Here is a 20,931-nt window from a genome sequence, read left to right on the forward strand (position 1 = left end):
ACGTATTGTGCCTTAGCCGTTCTGGTGTTCGCCGACGCGCAGAATCTTGAGCTGATTAGTCCCACCCTTCGTACCCATCAGATCGCCTTTGGTAATAATCACCAAGTCACCGTTTTCCACGATGCCTTCTTCAATCATCAGTTCGACCGCTTGCCGGTTGGCTATTTTCGGGTCTTTCAGAGGTTCATGCAATTTCACTGGGTAAACACCCCGATACATGCTGACCCGACGCGCCGCTTCATCGCTAGATGTCAGCGCGTAAATCGGAATGCCAGAACGAATCCGTGACATCCACAACGGGGTGGCACCCGATTCGGTCAACGCCGCAATCGCGCGTACCCCCATGTGATTGGCGGTGTACATGGTTGCCATCGCGATACCTTCGTCGATACGCTCGAAACGGTCTTCCATGCGATGCCCAGAACGGCGGGTTTCATTGGAATTTTCTGCTTCCTTACAAATCGCTGCCATCGTTTTCACCACGAGCGCCGGGTGTTTGCCTGTCGCCGTTTCGCCCGACAACATTACCGCATCCGTACCATCCATGACCGCGTTTGCCACGTCGAAAACTTCCGCCCGCGTGGGGATAGGGTTGTCGGTCATGGTTTCCATCATTTGCGTGGCGGTAATCACCACACGATTGAGGGTACGCGCCCGACTGATTAAGCACTTTTGCGCCTGTGGCAGCTTGGCATCGCCGATTTCCACCCCTAAATCGCCGCGAGCAATCATAATCACGTCGGATGCGAGAATGATTTCGTCGCGAATCGCCTCTTGCATGGTTTCCGCACGTTCCATTTTGGCAACGATAGCAGCTTTGCAACCTGCTTCTAGTGCCAAGCGGCGAGCTTCGTGAATGTCGTCAGCGGAACGTGGGAATGATACTGCCAAGAAATCCACACCGATGCTGGCAGCAGCGGCAATGTCTTCCTTGTCTTTGTCAGTCAATGCCTCGGCACTCAAGCCGCCGCCGCGCCGATTTAAACCCTTGTTATTGGAAAGAATACCGCCGTTGATAGCGCGGGTATGGATTTCCTGCCCCTTCACCTCGACGATTTCCAACACGATGCGCCCGTCATCCAACCAGAGTTCATCCCCGGCTTTCACATCGTTGACCAGTTCTTTGTAACCGAGGCCAACGCGCTCTTGGGTTCCGGCATCACTGGCAAGATCGGCATCCAGAATAAAAGCATCGCCTGCTTTCAGGGTAATTTTACCGTCTTTAAAACGTGCAATGCGTAACTTTGGCCCTTGCAGGTCGCCGAGAATACCGACGATACGCCCCGCTTTCTGTGCTAATTCACGTACCAAAGCAGCACGTGCCGCGTGTTCTGCGTGGGTACCGTGCGAGAAATTCATTCGCACTACGTCCACACCCGCCCGGATAATGGCTTCGATCGCCTCCGGCGTATCGGTAGCAGGCCCCATGGTCGCTACAATTTTTGTCCTTCTCAATGGATTACCTATTAACTGTGTGCTGTAAAGTGCGTAGTTTATGCTTGTTTTATGTCATTTGTGTGGGATTGTAGGGGCAATTCATGAATTGCCCCTACGGAAGGGTCATTAACCCTTAGCGCGTTCTTCCAACATCGCTACTGCTGGCAGGGTTTTGCCTTCGAGGTATTCGAGAAACGCACCACCCGCTGTGGAGATGTAAGAAATCTTGTCGTAAATATCGTACTTCTGGATCGCCGCGATAGTGTCGCCGCCGCCAGCCAATGTGAACGCTTTGGTTTCCGCCATTGCCATTGAAATCGCTTTGGTGCCTTCGCCAAATTGGTCGAACTCGAATACACCAACCGGGCCATTCCAAACGACCGTGCCAGCACTCATGATAATATCGACCAGTTCTTGCGCAGACTTGGGGCCAATGTCGAAAATCATATCATCGTCTGCCACGTCTTTCGCGTCTTTCAGAACCGCAGGTTCGGCTGGGTCAAATTTCTTGCCGCACACCACATCAACCGCGATAGGAATGATTGCGCCGCGTGCGGTCATCTTATCAATCATTTTTTGCGCGGTAGGTACAAGATCATCTTCGCACAAAGACTTACCGACATTGTGACCAGTAGCTTTCAGGAAGGTATTAGCAATACCACCACCAACCACCAACTGTTCGCATTTTTCAGACAAGGCTTCCAACACGGTCAGTTTAGTGGAAACTTTAGAGCCGCCGACGATAGCTACCATTGGACGAGCGGGGTTTGCCAGTGCTTTATCCAACGCCAGCAGTTCTTCAGTCAGCAACATGCCAGCGGCTGCGATTGGTGCAAACATACCTACGCCATAAGTTGATGCTTCAGCACGGTGCGCTGTACCAAACGCATCCATCACGAATACATCGCACAGGGCAGCGTATTTCTTGGCTGTTTCTTCAACGTTTTTCTTTTCGCCTTTGTTAACGCGGCAGTTTTCCAGCACGACGAGTTCGCCGTCAGCCACGTCAAAACCACCGTCAACCCAATCCTTAATCAAGCGCACGTCTGAACCCAAACGCGCTGCAATATTGTCAGCAACCGGCTTCAGGGAAACAGCTTCAGACCACTCGCCTTCGGTCGGACGACCCAAGTGAGAAGTCACCATCACTTTTGCACCTGCATCCATCGCGAACTTGATGGTCGCCATTGATGCGGTAATGCGTGCGTCGGAAGTTACTTTGCCGTCTTTGACAGGAACATTCAGGTCGGAACGGATCAGAACACGTTTGCCCTTCAGATCCAGATCGGTCATTTTGATGAAAGCCATGTGGTGGAACTCCTTGCAGAAATCAAATCAGTCAAATAAAGCGCGGGATGATTTATGTGACGGATCTGAAGATTACCCCCCACCCTAACCCTCCCCCGCAAGGGGGGAGGGAAAAGATGCACTCCCACAATCCCCTCTTGCTCCCTTCACCCCTTGCGGGGGAAGGGTTGGGGATGGGGGTTCTTCTCTTAGTTCGCTGCTACGTGCTCAACAAAGCGCAGCATGTTCGCGGTGTAGCCGTATTCGTTGTCGTACCAAGCCACGACTTTCACGAAAGTGCCATCCAGCGCGATACCAGCTTCAGCATCGAAAATGGAAGAGAAGCCAACGCCACGGAAGTCAGTGGAAACCACTTTCTCGTCGGTGTAGCCCAGCGTCTTGCTCATGTCGCCAGTGGTAGACGCTTCTTTCATCGCTGCACAGATTTCAGCGTAAGTCGCTGCATTGTTCAGCTCAACCGTCAGGTCAACCACAGAAACGTCAGAAGTCGGCACGCGGAACGCCATACCGGTCAGTTTGCCTTTCAACTCTGGCAGTACCACGCCAACTGCTTTAGCCGCACCAGTGGATGATGGAATGATGTTTTCCAAAATACCACGGCCACCGCGCCAGTCTTTCATGGAAGGGCCATCAACGGTTTTCTGAGTAGCGGTTGCAGCGTGAACGGTAGTCATCAGGCCGCGCTTGATGCCCCACTTGTCGTTCAATACTTTCGCAACAGGTGCGAGGCAGTTGGTGGTGCAAGAAGCTGCAGAAATGATTGCCTGACCTGCGTAAGTGCTGTGGTTTACGCCGTAAACGAACATTGGGGTAGTGTCTTTGGAAGGAGCAGACATCACTACTTTCTTCGCGCCTGCTTCGATGTGCTTTTGGCAAGTTTCTTCGGTCAAGAAGAAGCCAGTGCATTCCAGCACGATGTCTACGCCGATGTCGCTCCACTTCAGGTTAGCAGGATCGCGTTCAGCAGTCAGGCGTACCGTTTTGCCGTTTACGACCAAGTTGCTGCCTTCAACCGCAACGTCACCATTGAAACGACCGTGTACGGAGTCGTATTTCAACATGTATGCGAGGTAATCAGGTGCCAGCAGGTCATTGATACCGACCACTTCGATACCGGGGAAATCTTTTGCAATAGCGCGGAAAGCCATACGACCGATACGGCCAAAACCATTGATACCAACTTTAATTGTCATGAAGAACTCCTCAAAAATTAACCAGATAAAATAGTTGGCGGCTCCCCTCCTCAGAAAAGCCGCCGGGTGTTGTAATGCTTACGCGACGCTATTGATAGCGTTCAGAACATTGTCAGCGGTGAAGCCGAATTGCTTGAACAATAGGTCAGCCGGGGCAGATTCACCAAAAGTGGTCATGCAAATGACTTTGCCGTTCAGGCCAACGTACTTGTACCATGCATCACCAACCGCTGCTTCAACAGCAACACGGGCAGTGACGGCTGCTGGCAATACAGATTCTTTATACGCCGCATCTTGTGCATCGAACACATCACAAGAAGGCATGGAAACCACGCGCACTTTCTTGTCAGATTTCGCTGCTGCTTGCATAGCCAGTTCCACTTCAGAACCCGTGGCAATCACGATCACGTCAGGTGTGCCGTCAGTGTCTTTCAACACGTAGCCGCCTTTAGCGATGTTGGCAATCTGTTCAGCAGTACGCACTTGATGCTTCAAGTTTTGGCGCGAGAAGATCAGGCAGCTTGGGCCTTTGTATTCAATCGCATGTTTCCAAGAAACGGCAGTTTCTACTGCGTCACATGCACGCCAGACGGACATACGCGGAATCATGCGCAGCGTTGGGATTTGCTCAACTGGCTGATGGGTAGGGCCGTCTTCGCCCAGGCCGATGGAGTCGTGGGTGTAAACGAAGATGCTTTGAATTTTCATCAACGCCGCCATACGCAGCGCGTTACGGGCGTATTCAGAGAACATCAGGAAAGTCGCACCGTAAGGCAGTAAACCGCCGTGCAAAGCCATACCGTTCATGATCGCGCTCATGCCGAATTCACGCACACCGTATGACAGGTAGTTGCCGCTGAAATCTTGCGCTTTGCCGTGGCCTGCACTGATGTGCTTGCTGGACTTGTTGAAGGTATTGTTGGAAGGTGTCAGGTCAGCCGAGCCGCCAAGGAATTCAGGCAGCAACGGTGCGAACGCATCCAGCGCATTTTTGGAAGCCACGCGCGTTGCAGGTGATTCAGCTTTGGCATCAATCGCCGCAATAGCAGCAGCAGACGCTTCAGCCCAGTTCGCAGGCAATTCGCCCGCCATACGACGCTTGAATTCAGCCGCTTCTGCTGGATAAGCCGCCGCATAAGCCGCAAACGTGCCGTTCCACGCTTCTTCAGCCGCTGCACCTTTGGCTTTTGCATCCCAACCCGCGTAAACGTTGGCAGGGACAACAAACGGTTCGTGTGACCAGCCCAGTTCAGTACGGCACAGAGCGATTTCTGCATCACCCAGTGCAGCACCGTGGCAGTCATGTGAACCGGCTTTGTTCGGGGAACCGAAGCCGATAGTGGTTTTGCAGCAAATCATGGACGGCTTGCTGGTTTCAGCACGTGCAGCTTCTACTGCTGCTTTGATCGCGTCAGCATCGTGACCGTCAATACTGATAACATGCCAGCCGTAGGCTTCAAAGCGCATTGGCGTATTGTCAGTGAACCAGCCGTCCACTTCGCCGTCGATGGAAATATTGTTGTCGTCGTAGAAGCAAATCAGTTTGCCCAGACCCATTGTGCCTGCGAAAGAGCAAGCTTCATGGGAGATACCTTCCATCAAGCAGCCATCGCCTAGGAACACGTAGGTGTAATGATCAACAATGTCATGACCCGGCTTGTTGAACTGTGCAGCAAGGATTTTTTCCGCCAATGCCATACCCACAGCATTGGTGATACCTTGACCCAGCGGGCCGGTAGTCGTTTCAATGCCAGGTGCATAGCCGTATTCAGGGTGACCTGGTGTTTTGGAATGCAGTTGGCGGAACGCTTTCAGGTCGTCCATTGACAGGTCATAGCCGGTCAGGTGCAGCACGGAGTACGGCAGCATGGACGCATGACCGTTGGACATGACGAAACGGTCACGGTTGACCCACTTTGGATTTTGTGGGTTGTGGGACATGTAGTCGTTGTAAAGGACTTCGGCAATGTCTGCCATTCCCATCGGTGCGCCCGGATGCCCGGAATTTGCTTTTTGTACGGCATCCATAGTCAAGAAGCGGATTGCGTTAGCCAGCTCGCGGCGTGTAGTCATTAGACGGGTCTCCTGTAGTTTTCAAATATCGTGATCAGCCACGCAAGCGGCGTAGCTAAAAAATGGCGAATGCAAGATGCCGATACTGACTGTTACCACCGAAGGATGCAGTCCAATATGGGGTTCCTGCATTGCCCTGATATTGACTGCCACTTCGTTAGCGCGACCAAAACGAAACAGCAGCGCCTTATGTGTATTTATTATTCAGGCAAATTAAAGCACATCTATTGTGGCTAACTTCTCAAGCAGGGGCAACTCCCCCTAGTTGGATAGATAAAACCTTGTTGATCGGAAAATTACAGCGAATCCACCTCTCAACAATGCTGCATGACAGATTTTTTTACGCTATTATTGCGCACACTCATCCGAGGAGCGTTGCGACAAAGGGGTTTTGATACTTTGCCAGGCTCGGATTGTGTTGAACATACAACGGCGCTCAGTCATTTAATTTTTAGTTTAGGAGAACATTAATGACTGAGAGAAGTTACCTCTTCACGTCCGAATCTGTTTCTGAAGGCCACCCGGACAAAATGGCAGACCAAGTGTCTGACGCCATTTTGGATGCGATCATTGCCAAAGACCCGTATGCACGGGTTGCGTGCGAAACCCTGACCAAGACCGGCATGGTCGTACTGGCAGGCGAAATCACTACCACGGCGGAAATCGACTACGAAGGTATCGTGCGTGGCGTGGTCAATGACATCGGCTACAACAATTCCGAAATCGGCTTTGACGGTCACACCTGCGCGGTGATCAATGCACTCGGCAAGCAATCCCCTGACATCGCCATGGGCGTTGACCGTGCGAAACCAGAAGACCAGGGCGCGGGCGACCAAGGCTTGATGTTCGGTTACGCCAGCAATGAAACCGACGTATTAATGCCAGCCGCACTGACTTACGCCCACCGTTTGGTGAAACAACAGGCGGATATGCGTAAAAACGGCACACTGCCTTGGCTGCGCCCGGATGCTAAATCCCAAGTCACCGTGCGTTACGAAGGCGGCAAAATCGTCGCTATCGACGCAGTAGTACTTTCCACCCAACACAGCCCCAACATCAGCTTGGATGACCTGCGTGCTGGTGTGATGGAACACGTCATTAAGCCGGTACTGCCACAAGAATGGCTGCACGCTGGCACTAAATACCACATTAACCCCACTGGCAACTTCGTAATCGGTGGCCCTGTGGGCGACTGCGGATTGACCGGGCGTAAAATCATCGTTGACACTTACGGCGGTATGGCACGTCACGGCGGCGGCGCATTCTCCGGCAAAGACCCATCCAAAGTTGACCGTTCTGCGGCGTATGCAGGCCGTTACGTGGCGAAAAACATCGTCGCGGCGGGCTTGGCGGATCGTTGCGAAATTCAAGTCTCCTACGCTATCGGTGTCGCACAACCGACTTCCATCACGGTTGAAACCTTCGGCACCAACAAGGTCGATGAAATCCTGATCGAAAATCTGGTACGCGAACACTTCGACCTGCGTCCTTATGGCATCACCAAAATGCTGGATCTGCTGCGCCCGATTTATCGCGGTACGGCGGCTTATGGTCACTTCGGTCGTGATGACCTTGACCTGCCTTGGGAACGCACTGACCGCGCTGACGCGTTACGCGCTGCTGCTGGCCTGTAAAAATATTAGGAGATTTCAACATGACTACTTTTAACGACTATATCGTCGCCGATATGGGCTTGGCTGCTTGGGGTCGTAAAGAACTCAACGTTGCTGAACACGAAATGCCCGGTTTGATGGCGATTCGCCGCGAATTTGCGGAATCCAAGCCGTTGGCGGGTGCGCGTATCGCGGGTTCACTGCACATGACCATCCAAACTGGCGTGTTGATCGAAACCCTGACCGCACTGGGCGCAGACGTGCGCTGGGCTTCTTGCAACATTTTCTCCACGCAAGACCACGCCGCAGCCGCCATTGCGCAAGCAGGCGTTCCGGTCTTCGCGTACAAAGGTGAATCGCTGGAAGAATACTGGGATTACACCCACAAAATCTTCGAGTGGCCGAATGGCGAACAAGCGAACATGATTCTGGATGACGGCGGCGACGCAACACTGCTGCTGCATTTGGGCGCACGTGCTGAAGTTGACCCTAGCTTGGTTGCCAAGCCTGAGTCTGAAGAAGAAACCTATCTGTACGCCGCCATCCGCAAGCGTCTGGAAACCTCCCCGAACTGGTACAGCAGCCGTTTGGCAGAAGTCCGTGGTGTTACTGAAGAAACCACTACCGGGGTTCACCGCCTGTATCAGATGCACGCGCGTGGCGAGCTGAAATTCCCCGGCATTAACGTCAACGATTCCGTCACCAAATCCAAATTCGACAACCTGTACGGCTGCCGCGAATCACTGGTTGACAGCATCAAGCGTGCTACCGACGTGATGATTGCGGGCAAAGTCGCACTGGTCTGCGGTTACGGCGACGTAGGCAAAGGCTCTGCGCAAGCCTTGCGTGCTTTGTCTGCACAAGTCTGGGTTACAGAAATCGACCCGATTTGCGCCTTGCAAGCGGCAATGGAAGGCTACCGCGTGGTAACGATGGAATACGCGGCGGATAAAGCTGACATTTTCGTGACTGCAACCGGCAACTTCCACGTCATCACCCATGACCACATGGCTGCGATGAAAAACGAAGCCATCGTTTGCAACATCGGTCACTTCGACAACGAAATCGACGTAGCCTCACTGGAACAGTACGAGTGGGACGAAATCAAGCCACAAGTTGACCACGTGATCTTCCCTGACGGCAAGCGTATCACCCTGCTGGCAAAAGGCCGTTTGGTGAACCTGGGTTGTGCGACTGGGCATCCGTCTTACGTCATGTCCTCCTCATTTGCCAACCAAACCATTGCGCAAATCGAGTTGTGGACTGAGCGCGATTCCGGCAAATACCCGATTGGCGTTTACACCCTTCCGAAGCATTTGGACGAAAAAGTTGCACGGTTGCAGTTGAAAACCCTCAACGCGCAACTCAGCACCTTGACCGAAAAGCAAGCGCAGTACATTAACGTCGCAGTGGAAGGGCCTTACAAGGCTGACCATTACCGTTATTAAGGTGTAAAAACCCCAACTCACTCCCCCCCTTCTTGCTCCCTTCACCCCTTGCGGGGGAAGGGCTGGGGATGGGGGGAAGTTCGGAGTAAGTATGACTGACGACCATCAACACGATCACGTAAATCACGATGATCTAATCTTTAGCTTCGAGTTTTTCCCACCCAAAACAGACAAGGGCGCGGAAAACCTACGTGCAGTACGCACGCAATTGGCAGCATTAAAGCCGCGCTTCTTTTCGGTCACTTACGGTGCAGGCGGCTCAACGCAAGCAAATACCTTGAACACCGTGCTGGAAATCCAACGCGATTCCGGCATTGAAGCCGCGCCACATTTGTCGTGCGTCGGTTCGAGTGCCGAACAAATCCGCGAGATTCTGGACACCTACCGCAATAACGGCATCAAGCACATTGTTGCTTTACGCGGCGATTTGCCGTCCGGTTCACGCGATTTGGGGCAATTCCGCTATGCCAACGAGCTGGTGGAATTTATCCGCAAGGAAACGGGCGACCATTTCAATATCGAAGTGGCAGCTTACCCCGAAATGCACCCGCAAGCCCCGAACCTCAAAGTCGACATCGACAACTTTGTGCGTAAGGTGAATGCAGGCGCGAACAGTGCGATTACCCAATACTTCTTCAATGCCGATGCGTATTGGCATTTTGTGGATGAATGCGTGAAAAAGGGCGTGGAAATCCCCATCGTCCCCGGCATTATGCCGATCACCAATTATTCACAACTGGCGCGTTTTTCGGATATGTGCGGAGCGGAAATTCCGCGCTGGTTGCGCAAGCAACTGGAAACGTATGCCGATGATGTGGAGGCGATTACCCAATTCGGTGAGGAATTCATCAGTTTACTGTGTGAAAACTTGCTGGAAACGGGTGCGCCGGGGCTGCATTTCTACACCATGAATCGGGTTGAACCGACCATGAGTATTTGGAAAAACATCGGGTTAGCGGACTAATGCGCATCCCGCGTTTTTACGTCCCGCAACCTTTCGCGGTCGGGCAGGAAGTCACCTTGCCCGACACGACTTTTCGCCATGCCGTGCAAGTCTTGCGCTTAGGCGTGGGCGAACCACTCATCCTGTTTAACGGTGAAGGTGGCGAATATGTCGCACACATGAGCCATATCAGCAAACGTACTGCATCGGTGCTGATCGACAGCTTTTCCGCGATTGATACCGAATCTCCCGTCCACCTCACCCTCGTACAAGCCGTCATCAAACCCGACAAGATGGATTTTGCCTTGCAAAAAGCCGTGGAGCTGGGGGTAAATACCATTCAGCCGCTAATCACGCAACGCAGCGTAGTCCGCATTGGCAAAGAACAGGTGGACAAGAAATTGCTGCATTGGGAAGGTATTGTAGTCGCGGCTTGCGAACAATCGGGGCGAACCCGAATGCCCACCGTGCAAGCGCCGTTAACACTGGAGCGCTGGTTAGAAACGCCTTTGTCAGGCACGCGGATGATTCTTGCGCCCGGTGACTTCCCACGCATTAACGCTATGCCCGCAGATTTACCCACACCGATTGCGCTGTTGATTGGTCCCGAAGGTGGGTTTACTGGCGCAGAAGTGGAAACTTGTGTGCAAGCTGGGGTAATGCCCGTCTCGCTGGGGCCACGAATATTGCGGGCGGAAACAGCGAGTAGCGCGGCACTGGCCTTGCTCCAACACCGCTTTGGGGATCTTTAACTTACTCGTCGGCTAATTGCGAAGGCAAGGCATCTGCTGCCCGTTGCAAATACGTTTCCAATGGCAGTGGCGGATTCGCATGAATATTCAACGAACTCAATTCCTGATGGTAATACGGCTCGCTGGAAAACTCATTCGCCAGTGTCACTTGATCCAACACGCTAATCGCTCGCAACCCCAACGGCAGCGCACTCAATACCAAAGCAATGCCCAAAGCGGGCAAACGTTTCTGACTTAATACCCAATGCAGGTAGACATACAACAACGCCGGTATCAGCACGAAACCACTGACACCCGTCATGAGCCAGGTAAACGGCGCATCCGATGACAGAAAATAACTCAGCCAGCCGCTTATTTCTTCCAATACCATTGGCACTAAATTAAACAATGACACCACGCTCAAGGCTGGGGCAAACTCCCAACGGTGCGTAAACAGCCGCGTAATGCCACTAATCACCAAGGTCGCAAACAACATCCACACCAAGGTCGGCAGCACGCCACTGATGTAAAATAGCGGCTCTTTAGCCACCGGTACATTCAAATAGTCATTAAGCAACAGCGATACCACCGTCAACAACAGCAGCAACGCTGCCCACAACGGTTGACAAAAAGGCGCAAACAATCCCCCACAACGGCTGACATGCGTGGTTTCCACTGGCATCGCAGTCGACGCCAAGCGCAGTTTACGGTTACCCAGCAATAACTGACTGGGAATCGGCACCTGCACCGGCTGCAACCCAAGCTGATGCTTATTCAGGCGCGTACCGTTTTCACTCGACAAATTATGGGCGAATACCTGTCCCTCGGCATCTTGCTCCAAACGCAAATGATAAGGCGACACCGAATTATCGGAGAGAATCACATCATTATCCAACGCCCGCCCAATCGTTACCGGGAACTGCTCTAAACGGTAGTATTGATTTAAACCGCGTGTTTGGATTTCAAGAATCATGGTTGCCATTTGAAATCCCCCAACATCCGCTGCAACAGCGCCATACCACTCTCAAAGGTCGTGCCAGTCATATCCAAATTAAACAGCATCCCTTGACGCTTATGCCCAACCAAGGCCGCTGTCACCAGTAAATCACTTAACCCGATATAATTGAGGTAATCACGCCGACACACGGTCATTTTGAATTCCTGTCCCGCAATCAGCGTAAAATCGGTGAAACACTCAAAATTGGTTACATCTTGCTTGCCAGCCCCACTCGCCGAAACGCTGACATTCACACTCTCGTATTGACGGTAAAAGCGTGCCGGAATCATTTCCCCAGCATCCAACCACACATACTCATAGTCTAACGTGCCCACTTCCAGCTCATCATCCAAATAAATGCTGCTCTCATTGCTACATTGGGTAAAATACGAGCGCATTAAATTGTCCGGCATTGGTTTATCACTGTTATCCCAGCAACGCACCACGCCGGTAACATCCATCGGCACTTTGAAACGCCCCAGTTGCTGAAGCGTCCATTCCCGCTTCTGCAAATTTTGTACATATTTATCGGCGTTGCTTTTCAATTGCTCAGTAATGCGCTGCCCAATATCTTCATCCGCCTGAAACCCAGTCAATTTCAGGCGCTCCAAAATAATCGCTAAATAGTCAGCAGGCACAAGATAGCTCAAACCATTGCCAGAAGTCGCCACATTGACCCCCACTACGTTTTTGTTCTCATCCAACGTAGGGCCACCGCTCATCCCAGAATTAAGGCTACCAGAAAACAGGATATTGTTATCATCGCTGGATTTCATGACCCCGTTATTCGTGCCTTCCACAATAGAAAAGCCTTTATCCATCGGATTTCCCAAGGAATATAATCGCGCCCCCTTTGGTGGAATCTTAGCAATTTGTAAGGGTTTACCTAAAGGAGTATCGGCTTTCAACACAGCAAGGTCGTGCAACACATCCACCGCCAGCAATTCCAAGCGCCCGGTATTGCCGGAAGTCGACAAATAATCCAGTGCAAAATCGCCTTCCGGGTTATTGATGTAGGTGCTGACCACGTGATAATTGGTCGCAATAATATCCGGACGCATCACCACAAACGCCGAACCAATCGCGGTTTTTTTACCAGTTTGCTGATTAATCACCCGCACCTGATACACCGACGCTTCTACATCGGAATAAATGGAAGAAGAACTGTTTTCCGCCCACGACGGCGAGGCGACCCCTAACCACAAGGTCGCCAACAAAAGCAAAAGTCTTAACGACACTAGGGCATTCCTTACCGCTTATAAGCTGGCAAATACGTCTTTAGCAATGGCGATGGTTTCATCCAAATCGGCTTGAGTATGGGCGTTGGATACAAATCCCGCTTCATACGCCGACGGCGCGAGATACACGCCCCGGTCTAACATGCCGTGGAAAAAGCGGTTGAATTGTTGAATATTGCATTGCGTCACTTGCGCGTAAGTGTCAATGCGCGATTCCGTGGTGAAGAACAAACCGAACATCCCCCCCACTTGCTGGGTAATAAACGGCAAACCGGCAGCGTCGGCGGCTTGCTGTAAACCTTCTAACAAATACGTGGTTTTACTGGTGAGTTCTGCGTAGAAATCGTCGCGAGCAATGATGTCCAGCATTTTCAACCCCGCTGTCATTGCAATCGGGTTGCCGGATAAGGTGCCAGCCTGATACACCGCACCCAATGGCGACAAATGTTCCATAATGTCACGCCTGCCACCAAACGCACCGACCGGCATCCCACCACCGATGATTTTACCCAGCGTGGTAATGTCGGGCTTCACGCCGTACACCTGCTGCGCCCCACCCAATGCCACCCGAAAGCCGGTCATGACTTCATCGAAAATCAGCACCGCCCCCGACTGATCACACACTTCGCGCAAGGTTTCGAGGAAGCCGTCAAGAGGCGGGATGCAATTCATATTGCCGGAAACGGGTTCGACGATAATGCAGGCAATTTCATGCCCCCGCGCCGCGAACACTTCGCGCACCTGTGTGCTATTGTTATAGTCAAGCGTCAGGGTGTATTGCGCCAATTCCGCTGGAACACCGGGGGAACTTGGTTGTCCAAAAGTCAATGCACCCGAACCGGCTTTCACCAGCAACGAATCGCCATGACCATGATAGCCCCCCTCAAACTTGACCAAGAAATTACGCCCGGTAAAACCGCGTGCCAAGCGAATCGCCGACATGGTGGCTTCCGTGCCCGAACTGGTCATCCGCACCATTTCAATGGAAGGCATGATGGCGCAAATACGCTCTGCCATGGTGATTTCCAACTCAGTAGGTGCACCGTAGCTCAAGCCATCTACCGCAGCCGCTTGCACAGCAGCGACCACTTCGGGGTGTGCGTGACCGGCAACCATTGGCCCCCACGAACCCACGTAATCAATCAGGCGATTGCCGTCCGCATCCCACATGTAGGCACCTTGAGCGCGGGCAATAAAGCGGGGGAAACCACCGACGCTACGAAAAGCCCGCACCGGGGAATTGACCCCACCGGGAATGGAATGTTTGGCTTGCTCAAATAAAGTCTCAGAACGGGTCACGGCTGGCATCCTTGGCAGAATTGACGATTAACAGGAAAGGCTTATAATCTTACGCGAGAGGCGATCACTTGAACAGTTACAAACTGGGTTTTGGATTATTAGCAATATTTGTTATTTCCTTGGCTTACTTACAAAGCAAGTCAAATACTCCGGTCACGACCCCTTCAGCAAGCACCACCGAACTAGCCCCCCTTAACACCACCGTTGCTAGCTTATCTACACCCGCTTTACCACCCGACATTCTGAATCCCCCCGCTACTACATCACACGCTAACTCCATACAATCCCTAACATTGACGACACTTCTCAATGAAATTGCCAGTCTCCTGCAAGAAATATCTGGACTACAACGACTGCTCTATAATCCCTTTGATCCTTACCAACCGGTGGATGAAACCTTACAACAAACCTATCAACCCCACCTTGATGCCTTATCACAGCGTCTCGAAACACTGGTGCGCAAAGCAGAAGGTATTTCCAAACCCCAAACCCAACGGTTTTTATGGGAACAAGCACTCGCATTAGGGTTAGAAGATCCTGCCAGTTTGCAAGCGATCAGTCTCATCAGTTATTCACTAGACGACGCACTGTTTGAAGACATGCTCACCGCCTTAAGCAATGGCGGACACACCAGTACCGCACGCTCCAGCTTAGCATTCAGCATCCTGTTACCCGCAGAAACGAATTACAATGACGGCAACACTGTCCAACCCTTTCATAAGGCCACACCCCGTCAACGTCGTATCAAAGCTTTTTTGGAAGAACAACTCCCCCAAGAAACAGACTCAGAGGTGTTAAACGCCTATATTGACGTTTACCATACCATGTCTCAAGATGGGCACCGGCTAGTTTCTAACGCTGACTTCTGGCAGCAACTAGAAACCTTACGAGCGCAAATAGCCCCTGACCAATACTTTGCTTACCGCCTGCAACAACAAAAACTCACCAATCCTAACTCTGACCTTGCCAGCTTACTTCGCGACATCAACAGTACCCCAATGACACCACAACAACGCCAAAACATGATCTCACTGTTGAGTTCTAACGTTTTTATGGAAAATGCTGCCTATTCGGGTGATACGCTTGTCAACACGCAAATACCAGACCCACAACGGCAATTACTCTTGCAATACTTGGAAAGCAATTTACCCCCACCCACACTGCAAGACCGCTACAGCCTCTACGAATACGGCAATCAAGCTTATGCCATTGAAATACTCAAACACCGCGAACAGGCTACTGACAAATTTTACCAACGCATTGTCGAAAGCAATAACGTAGTAGAACAAACCGCCATGATTTTAGGGGCATCAGTAGCAGGTGAACGCCTGATCACGAAACTGCAACAACATACCGCTTTGCGTCAACGTCTGGAAAACCAGTTTAAACAATCCAATCTGCCCCCAGAGATACGGACAGTGTTACAAGATGCACTAAATATCATCAGTGTTACCCTACCACCAGCAATGCCGACTTACCCTAATGATGAGGCGGGAATGCCGCTCTACTCTCAAGAAACAGTGCCTGATAGCGGCTCGCCTGATGGGCAATATCCGGGCTATTAAACACATCAGCAATCACCGCCAGCATATCCGCGCCGTTTACCAGCAAGTTAGGGGCATTCTCCAGCGAAATGCCACCGATAGCGCAAATGGGTAGGGCGAGTTGCTGACGCGCTTGGCACAATAATTCTAGCGTAGCGTGGGGTGCATTCGGTTTGGTGGATGAGGGGAAAAAGCTGCCGAAGGCGATGTAATCCGCGCCCTGCTCTGCTGCATTCAGTGCCAGTTGTAGCTGGTTATAGCAGGACACGCCGATGATGGCGGTGTTACCTAAAACCTCCCGTGCAGCACTCACGACGGCATCGTCGCGCCCCACATGCACACCATCCGCTTGCACCGCTTGCGCTAATGCCACGTCATCGTTGATGATGAATAGTGCGTGGTGGGCATGGCAGAGTGAGCGCAAAGCAGCCGCTTCTTGTTCGCGCCGTGCTTGATCGGTGGTTTTGTCGCGGTATTGCACAATAGTTGCACCGCCGCCTAGGGCTTGTTCGACTTTGCTGAACAATGTTTCGCCAGTTGAGCCGTCGGTGATGACGTAGAGTCCTTGCATCATGCCTGCCTCCAATAAAACCGATCCGGCAGCCACTGCCCGCGCCCGATCTTCCGCCCCGCCTGCAAACTGCCCCACGTATACGCCTGCGCCGCTGCCACCGCTTTGCTCATCTCCATCCCCTTCGCCAGATTCGCCGCGCAAGCCGCTGCCAGTGTACACCCCGAACCGTGGTAAGTTTCCGGTAGCCGTTCCCACAACCAAGTGCGCAAACGCTTGCCATCGCCATACAGCGCATTTTCCACGCGCTCGGTTGCGGCATGAGTTCCGGTCAGCAACACGTATTCACAGCCCTGATCCAGCAACGCAAACGCCTGTTCATCCAACGATTCCCCCATCACTGCCAATTGCCGCGCTTCCGGCACATTCGGCGTCAGCAAGGTCGTCAGCGGCAATAAGTATTCGCGGATTGCCCCTAACAATGCATCATTGGCAAAGTCTTTCCCACCACCTGCCGCTAACACAGGGTCAAGAATCACTGGTACATCCGGTGCTTGTAACAGAATGCGATGCACTGCGTGCACCACTTCCACACTGCCCAGCAGACCGATTTTGAACGCCGCAATCGGCATATCCGCCAATAACGCTTCTGCCTGCTGCTCAATCAAATAATCTGCCAGCGGCTCAATGCGTTGCACATTACAGGTGTCTTGCACCGTCAAACAGGTAATCACACTCACCGCATGACAGCCTTGGCTGGCAATCGCCTCGCTGTCTGCCTGAATGCCTGCCCCACCCGTGGGGTCATGCCCCGCCAAGGTCATTACCACCGGCACTGCCAATGCAACGCTATGCTCTGTTAGCAACAGGAATCTCCTAAACGTTTACTCACCATCACGACACCATCGTCCATCCCATCCTGATGACGGGTGAACCCCAAACGCTGCATCAATTTCAGCATCCCGTGATTATGCGGCAATACCTCGCCCTCAATGGTGCGCAAGCCTTTTGCCCGCGCCGCCTCAATCAAGGTTTGCATCATCAAACCACCCAAACCCCGGTTTTGCCATTCATCGGCAATCACCAGCGCAAATTCACAGCTCATTTTATCGGGGTTAATCGCATACCGTGCCACCCCCATTTCCACTTCCTGCCCGTCTTGGCGGGTCAGTGCCAGAAACGCCATTTCACGGTCATAATCAATTTGCGTAAGACGCACCAGCATGTCGGGCGTGAGTTCGCGCAATGCCTGCATGAAACGCATGTATCGCGATTCTTTTGACAGGTTGCGCACGAATTCCTGCTCCATTTCGGCGTCTTCGGGGCGAATCGGGCGAATCACAATATCCGTGCCATCTGGCAATTGCAGACGCTTCACCAAATCATTCGGGTAGGGGTGAATCGCCATGTGATCATAACGCCGCGCCGTGGTCGGCGGGTAGTTGATAATGAAACGCGCATCCACCGCCACCACACCATTAGCATCTGCCATCAGTGGATTGATGTCCATTTCCACTATTTCTGGTAATTCACACACCATTTCCGAGACGCGCTGCATCACTTTCCACAAGGAATCGAAATGGATCGGCGGCATATTGCGGAATTTACCCAGCAAACGCGCCACACGGGTACGGCACACGGTTTTCTTAATCATGTAATCGTTCAACGGTGGCAATGCCACGGCGCGATCACGGTGAATTTCCACCGATGTACCACCCATGCCGAAACTGATCACCGGGCCGAATACCGGGTCACGTACCACACCGATCATCAGTTCACGCGAGGAATTGCTGTGGTACATGCTTTCCACGGTCACGCCATCAATCCGCGCTTCTGGCAAATTACGGCGCGTGGTTTCCAGCAATTCTTGGTAAACACTGCGTACCGCGTGAGCGCTGGCAACGTTGAGGCGCACGCCATCCACATCCGACTTGTGGTGAATATCGGGGGAACTGATTTTCAGCACCACCGGATACCCCAAGGATTCCGCCGCCACCAACGCTTCCGCCGGACTGCGCACCAAAATGGTCGGCAACGCGGGAATACGAAACGCCGACAAAATCGCGCGGGATTCGGTGGTGGACAGCGCTCGCCGCCCTTCTGCCAGCACGCTTTCGATGATTAACCGCGCCCCATCAACATCCGGTTCGGTTTTTTGCTCCTGCACGGAAGGGGGAACTTGCATCAGCAATTTCTGATTACTGCGGTATTGGGTTAGGTAAGCAAACGCCTCCACCGCTGCTTCCGGGGTACGGAAATGCGGCATACCAGCTTCTGCCAATAGCTTGCGCCCTGCTGCCACTTGTTGCTCACCCATCCAACAGGTGAGAATCGGCTTGCAATGCTTGCCTTTTTTGCTAGTGTCACAAATGTTGATCACCGTGGCGGCGACTCCGGCGGGGTCTGTCATGGCTTGCGGAGTCAACATCACCAGAATACCGTCGAGATTGTCATCCTGCATACAGATTTTCAGCGCAGCAGCATAACGTTCCGGGTCAGCATCACCAAGAATATCCACCGGATTGCCGTGCGACCAAGTAAATGGTAATACCTTGTTCAACTCTGCCAACGTGGTGGGCGAAACCTCTGCCATGCGCAAGCCCATTTCCACCGCTCGATCGGTTGCCATCACCCCAGGGCCGCCGCCATTGGTGATAATCAGCAAGCGGTCTTGTTGCACGCGAATGCCGGAAGAAAGGATTTGTGCCGCCGAAAACAATTGCGCAATGGTATTAGCGCGTACCACACCGGCACGTTCCAGCGCAGCATCAAAGGCATCATCGCCGCCTACAATTGCACCCGTGTGCGACATTACTGCACGCGAACCTTCTTCATAGCGCCCCGCTTTCAACACAATCACCGGCTTCATGCGCGAAGCGGTGCGCAAGCCACTCATAAAACCGCGTGCATCGTGAATCCCTTCCACATACAGCAAAATGCTGTCGGTTTTGGGATCAAGCGCCAGATAATCCAACGTATCGCCGAAATCGACATCCGCCGTATCGCCCAAGGTAATCACGGTCGAAAAGCCAATACCTTGCGTAGCGGCCCAGTCCAAAATCGCGGTACACATCGCCCCGGATTGTGACACCAACGCCAGATTACCGGCTTGCGCCTGATTACGGCTAAACGTGGCATTCAAACCGACGGAGGGGCGCATAATCCCCAAACAATTCGGGCCAATGATATGCATCGCGTATTGGCGGGCAATATCGGTAATGTCTTTTTGCAAACGCTGCCCACGATTGCCCGCTTCAGCAAAGCCAGCGGACAGCACCACCACACCCTTGACCCCGTGTTCACCACATTGGCGAATAATACTAGGGACAGTCGCAGCAGGCGTTGCCACCACTGCTAGGTCAACCGGCTTGTTCAACGCGACTAAAGTCGGATAAGCTGCTTGACCTTGAATCTCCGTGTGTTTGGGATTGATGGGGTATAACGCCCCTTTAAACCCTGCGGACAATAAATTCTGGAACACCACGGTTCCCACGGCTTTTTCCCGCTCACTCGCACCGAATACCGCGACGCTTTGCGGGGCAAATAATTGATTTAAGTAATGGTGGCTCATGGCCAAAACCTCTATGATAAACAGTTGCAAAAGCGCGGAAATCGGCTTTTGTTGCATTGCAACATATCTTACTCTGATTTGTGTGAAAAGAATATGACCGTCGCTGTAATTACCCATTCCCATTGCCATTTGCACGATAATGGCTCACCTCACCATCCCGAATGTGCGGAACGTCTGGATGCCATTAACAACCGCATGATTATGTCAGGTGTGGACTGGATTTCACGCCATTACGATTCGCATTGTGCCGAGCGCGAACACCTGTTGCGGGTGCATGATGCAGAGTACGTGGAACGGGTGTATGCCACCGCGCCTACCGAAGGTCACACCATGCTGGACGGTGATACCGGCATGAATCCGCATTCGTTGGATGCGGCTTTACACGCCGCTGGTGCGGTGGTAATGGCAGTCGATTTGGTAATGGCAGGCTCACACAAACACACGTTTTGCGCGATTCGCCCACCGGGTCATCATGCCGGACGTAACCGTGCGGCAGGTTTTTGCATTTTCAACAATGTCGCGGTTGGCGCTGCTCATGCCATTGAGGTGTATGGCATTGAACGTGTTGCGATTATTGATTTCGACGTACACCACGGTGATGGCACGGAAGAGATTTTCAGTGGCAATGACAAGGTAATGTTTTTTTCATCTTTCCAGCATCCGTTCTACCCGTTTAGCGGCGCGGATACTGATGTTCCCAATATTCGCAACTTACCACTGCCTGCCGGAACCGGTGGGGCGGCGTGGCGTGAAGCGGTGGAAGCCAGTTGGCTGCCAGCCTTGCGTGAATTTAAGCCGGAATTGGTGATGATTTCCGCCGGGTTTGATTCGCATCTGGAAGACGATATGGGTGGCTTCAATTTGGTGGAACGTGATTACATTTGGATCACCAAAGAGTTGTGCCAGATTGCTAAGGAATTTGCCGCAGGTCGCGTGGTGTCGTGCTTGGAAGGCGGCTATGAACTGTCACCGCTGGGTCGGGCGGTGACAGCGCATATCAAAGAATTGGCAGAATTTCACTGACA

The 20,931-nt window shown here is 52.4% G+C and carries 16 protein-coding genes and 1 riboswitch; of the genes, 6 read left to right on the forward strand and 10 right to left on the reverse strand.

Annotation, left to right across the window (positions count from 1 at the left end):
* Positions 1-12: 12 nt before the first annotated feature.
* From pyk to tkt, 4 genes are all read right to left on the reverse strand, one after another.
* Positions 13-1,455 (reverse strand): pyruvate kinase, encoded by a 1,443-nt coding sequence (gene pyk / locus BLV87_RS01885; RefSeq protein ID WP_093064828.1) that lies wholly within the window; start codon positions 1,453-1,455, stop codon positions 13-15.
* A 108-nt stretch (positions 1,456-1,563) separates the two neighbouring features.
* Entirely contained in the window at positions 1,564-2,745 is a 1,182-nt protein-coding gene (locus BLV87_RS01890) for a phosphoglycerate kinase (protein ID WP_093064830.1), read from the reverse strand.
* 188 nt (positions 2,746-2,933) lie between these two features.
* Positions 2,934-3,938 carry a type I glyceraldehyde-3-phosphate dehydrogenase gene (gene gap / locus BLV87_RS01895; RefSeq protein WP_093064832.1) on the reverse strand — a complete coding sequence of 335 codons (1,005 nt, stop codon included), beginning with the start codon at positions 3,936-3,938 and terminating at the stop codon, positions 2,934-2,936.
* Between the two features lie 78 nt (positions 3,939-4,016).
* Entirely contained in the window at positions 4,017-6,011 is a 1,995-nt protein-coding gene (tkt, locus tag BLV87_RS01900) for a transketolase (protein ID WP_093064834.1), read from the reverse strand.
* A gap of 361 nt (positions 6,012-6,372) precedes the next feature.
* Positions 6,373-6,456, forward strand: a riboswitch (S-adenosyl-L-homocysteine riboswitch).
* A 25-nt stretch (positions 6,457-6,481) separates the two neighbouring features.
* Here tkt and metK point away from each other — a divergent pair.
* The 4 genes from metK to BLV87_RS01920 all read left to right on the forward strand — a co-directional run bounded on the left by metK (position 6,482) and on the right by BLV87_RS01920 (position 10,767).
* Positions 6,482-7,645, forward strand: coding sequence for a methionine adenosyltransferase (metK, locus tag BLV87_RS01905; RefSeq protein WP_093064836.1), 1,164 nt, complete (start codon positions 6,482-6,484; stop codon positions 7,643-7,645).
* Positions 7,646-7,665: 20 nt separating this feature from the next.
* Positions 7,666-9,072: an adenosylhomocysteinase gene (gene ahcY / locus BLV87_RS01910; protein ID WP_093064838.1), complete on the forward strand. Its 1,407-nt coding sequence runs from the start codon at positions 7,666-7,668 to the stop codon at positions 9,070-9,072.
* A 91-nt stretch (positions 9,073-9,163) separates the two neighbouring features.
* Positions 9,164-10,036 carry a methylenetetrahydrofolate reductase [NAD(P)H] gene (gene metF, locus BLV87_RS01915; RefSeq protein WP_093064840.1) on the forward strand — a complete coding sequence of 291 codons (873 nt, stop codon included), beginning with the start codon at positions 9,164-9,166 and terminating at the stop codon, positions 10,034-10,036.
* Positions 10,036-10,767, forward strand: a complete 732-nt coding sequence (locus tag BLV87_RS01920; protein ID WP_093064842.1) for a 16S rRNA (uracil(1498)-N(3))-methyltransferase — start codon at positions 10,036-10,038, stop codon at positions 10,765-10,767. The genes metF and BLV87_RS01920 overlap by 1 nt, the downstream gene beginning before the upstream one ends.
* Position 10,768: 1 nt before the next feature.
* On the opposite strand, the gene BLV87_RS01925 is transcribed toward BLV87_RS01920, so the two are convergent.
* From BLV87_RS01925 to hemL, 3 genes are read right to left on the reverse strand one after another with little or no spacing between them, the layout of a single operon-like run.
* A complete protein-coding gene (locus tag BLV87_RS01925) occupies positions 10,769-11,728 on the reverse strand; it encodes an FHA domain-containing protein (RefSeq protein WP_093064844.1) in 960 nt (319 codons plus the stop codon).
* Positions 11,716-12,981 carry a S1 family peptidase gene (locus BLV87_RS01930; RefSeq protein WP_093064846.1) on the reverse strand — a complete coding sequence of 422 codons (1,266 nt, stop codon included), beginning with the start codon at positions 12,979-12,981 and terminating at the stop codon, positions 11,716-11,718. Before BLV87_RS01930 ends, BLV87_RS01925 begins: the two co-directional genes overlap by 13 nt.
* A gap of 18 nt (positions 12,982-12,999) precedes the next feature.
* A complete protein-coding gene (gene hemL, locus BLV87_RS01935) occupies positions 13,000-14,280 on the reverse strand; it encodes a glutamate-1-semialdehyde 2,1-aminomutase (protein WP_093064848.1) in 1,281 nt (426 codons plus the stop codon).
* A gap of 68 nt (positions 14,281-14,348) precedes the next feature.
* On the opposite strand from hemL, the gene BLV87_RS01940 reads away from it, so the two are divergent.
* On the forward strand, positions 14,349-15,845 hold the full coding sequence (locus BLV87_RS01940) for a hypothetical protein (protein WP_093064850.1): 1,497 nt from the start codon (positions 14,349-14,351) through the stop codon (positions 15,843-15,845).
* Here the strand turns inward: BLV87_RS01940 and thiE are convergent.
* From thiE to BLV87_RS01955, 3 genes are read right to left on the reverse strand one after another with little or no spacing between them, the layout of a single operon-like run.
* Positions 15,760-16,398, reverse strand: coding sequence for a thiamine phosphate synthase (thiE, locus tag BLV87_RS01945; protein WP_342719185.1), 639 nt, complete (start codon positions 16,396-16,398; stop codon positions 15,760-15,762). The genes BLV87_RS01940 and thiE overlap by 86 nt on opposite strands.
* Positions 16,395-17,201: a bifunctional hydroxymethylpyrimidine kinase/phosphomethylpyrimidine kinase gene (thiD, locus tag BLV87_RS01950; RefSeq protein ID WP_217629912.1), complete on the reverse strand. Its 807-nt coding sequence runs from the start codon at positions 17,199-17,201 to the stop codon at positions 16,395-16,397. The genes thiE and thiD overlap by 4 nt, the downstream gene beginning before the upstream one ends.
* Complete coding sequence (locus BLV87_RS01955) at positions 17,195-19,906, reverse strand: bifunctional acetate--CoA ligase family protein/GNAT family N-acetyltransferase (protein ID WP_093064852.1); 2,712 nt, start codon at positions 19,904-19,906, stop codon at positions 17,195-17,197. Before BLV87_RS01955 ends, thiD begins: the two co-directional genes overlap by 7 nt.
* 93 nt (positions 19,907-19,999) lie before the next feature.
* Here BLV87_RS01955 and BLV87_RS01960 point away from each other — a divergent pair, with 93 nt between their 5' ends.
* Positions 20,000-20,929: a histone deacetylase family protein gene (locus tag BLV87_RS01960; RefSeq protein ID WP_093065110.1), complete on the forward strand. Its 930-nt coding sequence runs from the start codon at positions 20,000-20,002 to the stop codon at positions 20,927-20,929.
* Positions 20,930-20,931: the final 2 nt, after the last annotated feature.

It is taken from the genome of Thiothrix caldifontis (assembly GCF_900107695.1).
GTDB lineage: Bacteria > Pseudomonadota > Gammaproteobacteria > Thiotrichales > Thiotrichaceae > Thiothrix > Thiothrix caldifontis.

Coding starts and splice junctions, on each gene's coding strand:
- BLV87_RS01890 (WP_093064830.1), bottom strand. CDS start 2,745: ATGGCTTTCATCAAAATGACCGATCTGGATCTGAAGGGCAAACGTGTT.
- BLV87_RS01920 (WP_093064842.1), top strand. CDS start 10,036: ATGCGCATCCCGCGTTTTTACGTCCCGCAACCTTTCGCGGTCGGGCAG.
- ahcY (WP_093064838.1), top strand. CDS start 7,666: ATGACTACTTTTAACGACTATATCGTCGCCGATATGGGCTTGGCTGCT.
- tkt (WP_093064834.1), bottom strand. CDS start 6,011: ATGACTACACGCCGCGAGCTGGCTAACGCAATCCGCTTCTTGACTATG.
- thiE (WP_342719185.1), bottom strand. CDS start 16,398: ATGATGCAAGGACTCTACGTCATCACCGACGGCTCAACTGGCGAAACA.
- BLV87_RS01925 (WP_093064844.1), bottom strand. CDS start 11,728: ATGGCAACCATGATTCTTGAAATCCAAACACGCGGTTTAAATCAATAC.
- BLV87_RS01960 (WP_093065110.1), top strand. CDS start 20,000: ATGACCGTCGCTGTAATTACCCATTCCCATTGCCATTTGCACGATAAT.
- BLV87_RS01955 (WP_093064852.1), bottom strand. CDS start 19,906: ATGAGCCACCATTACTTAAATCAATTATTTGCCCCGCAAAGCGTCGCG.
- metF (WP_093064840.1), top strand. CDS start 9,164: ATGACTGACGACCATCAACACGATCACGTAAATCACGATGATCTAATC.
- metK (WP_093064836.1), top strand. CDS start 6,482: ATGACTGAGAGAAGTTACCTCTTCACGTCCGAATCTGTTTCTGAAGGC.
- gap (WP_093064832.1), bottom strand. CDS start 3,938: ATGACAATTAAAGTTGGTATCAATGGTTTTGGCCGTATCGGTCGTATG.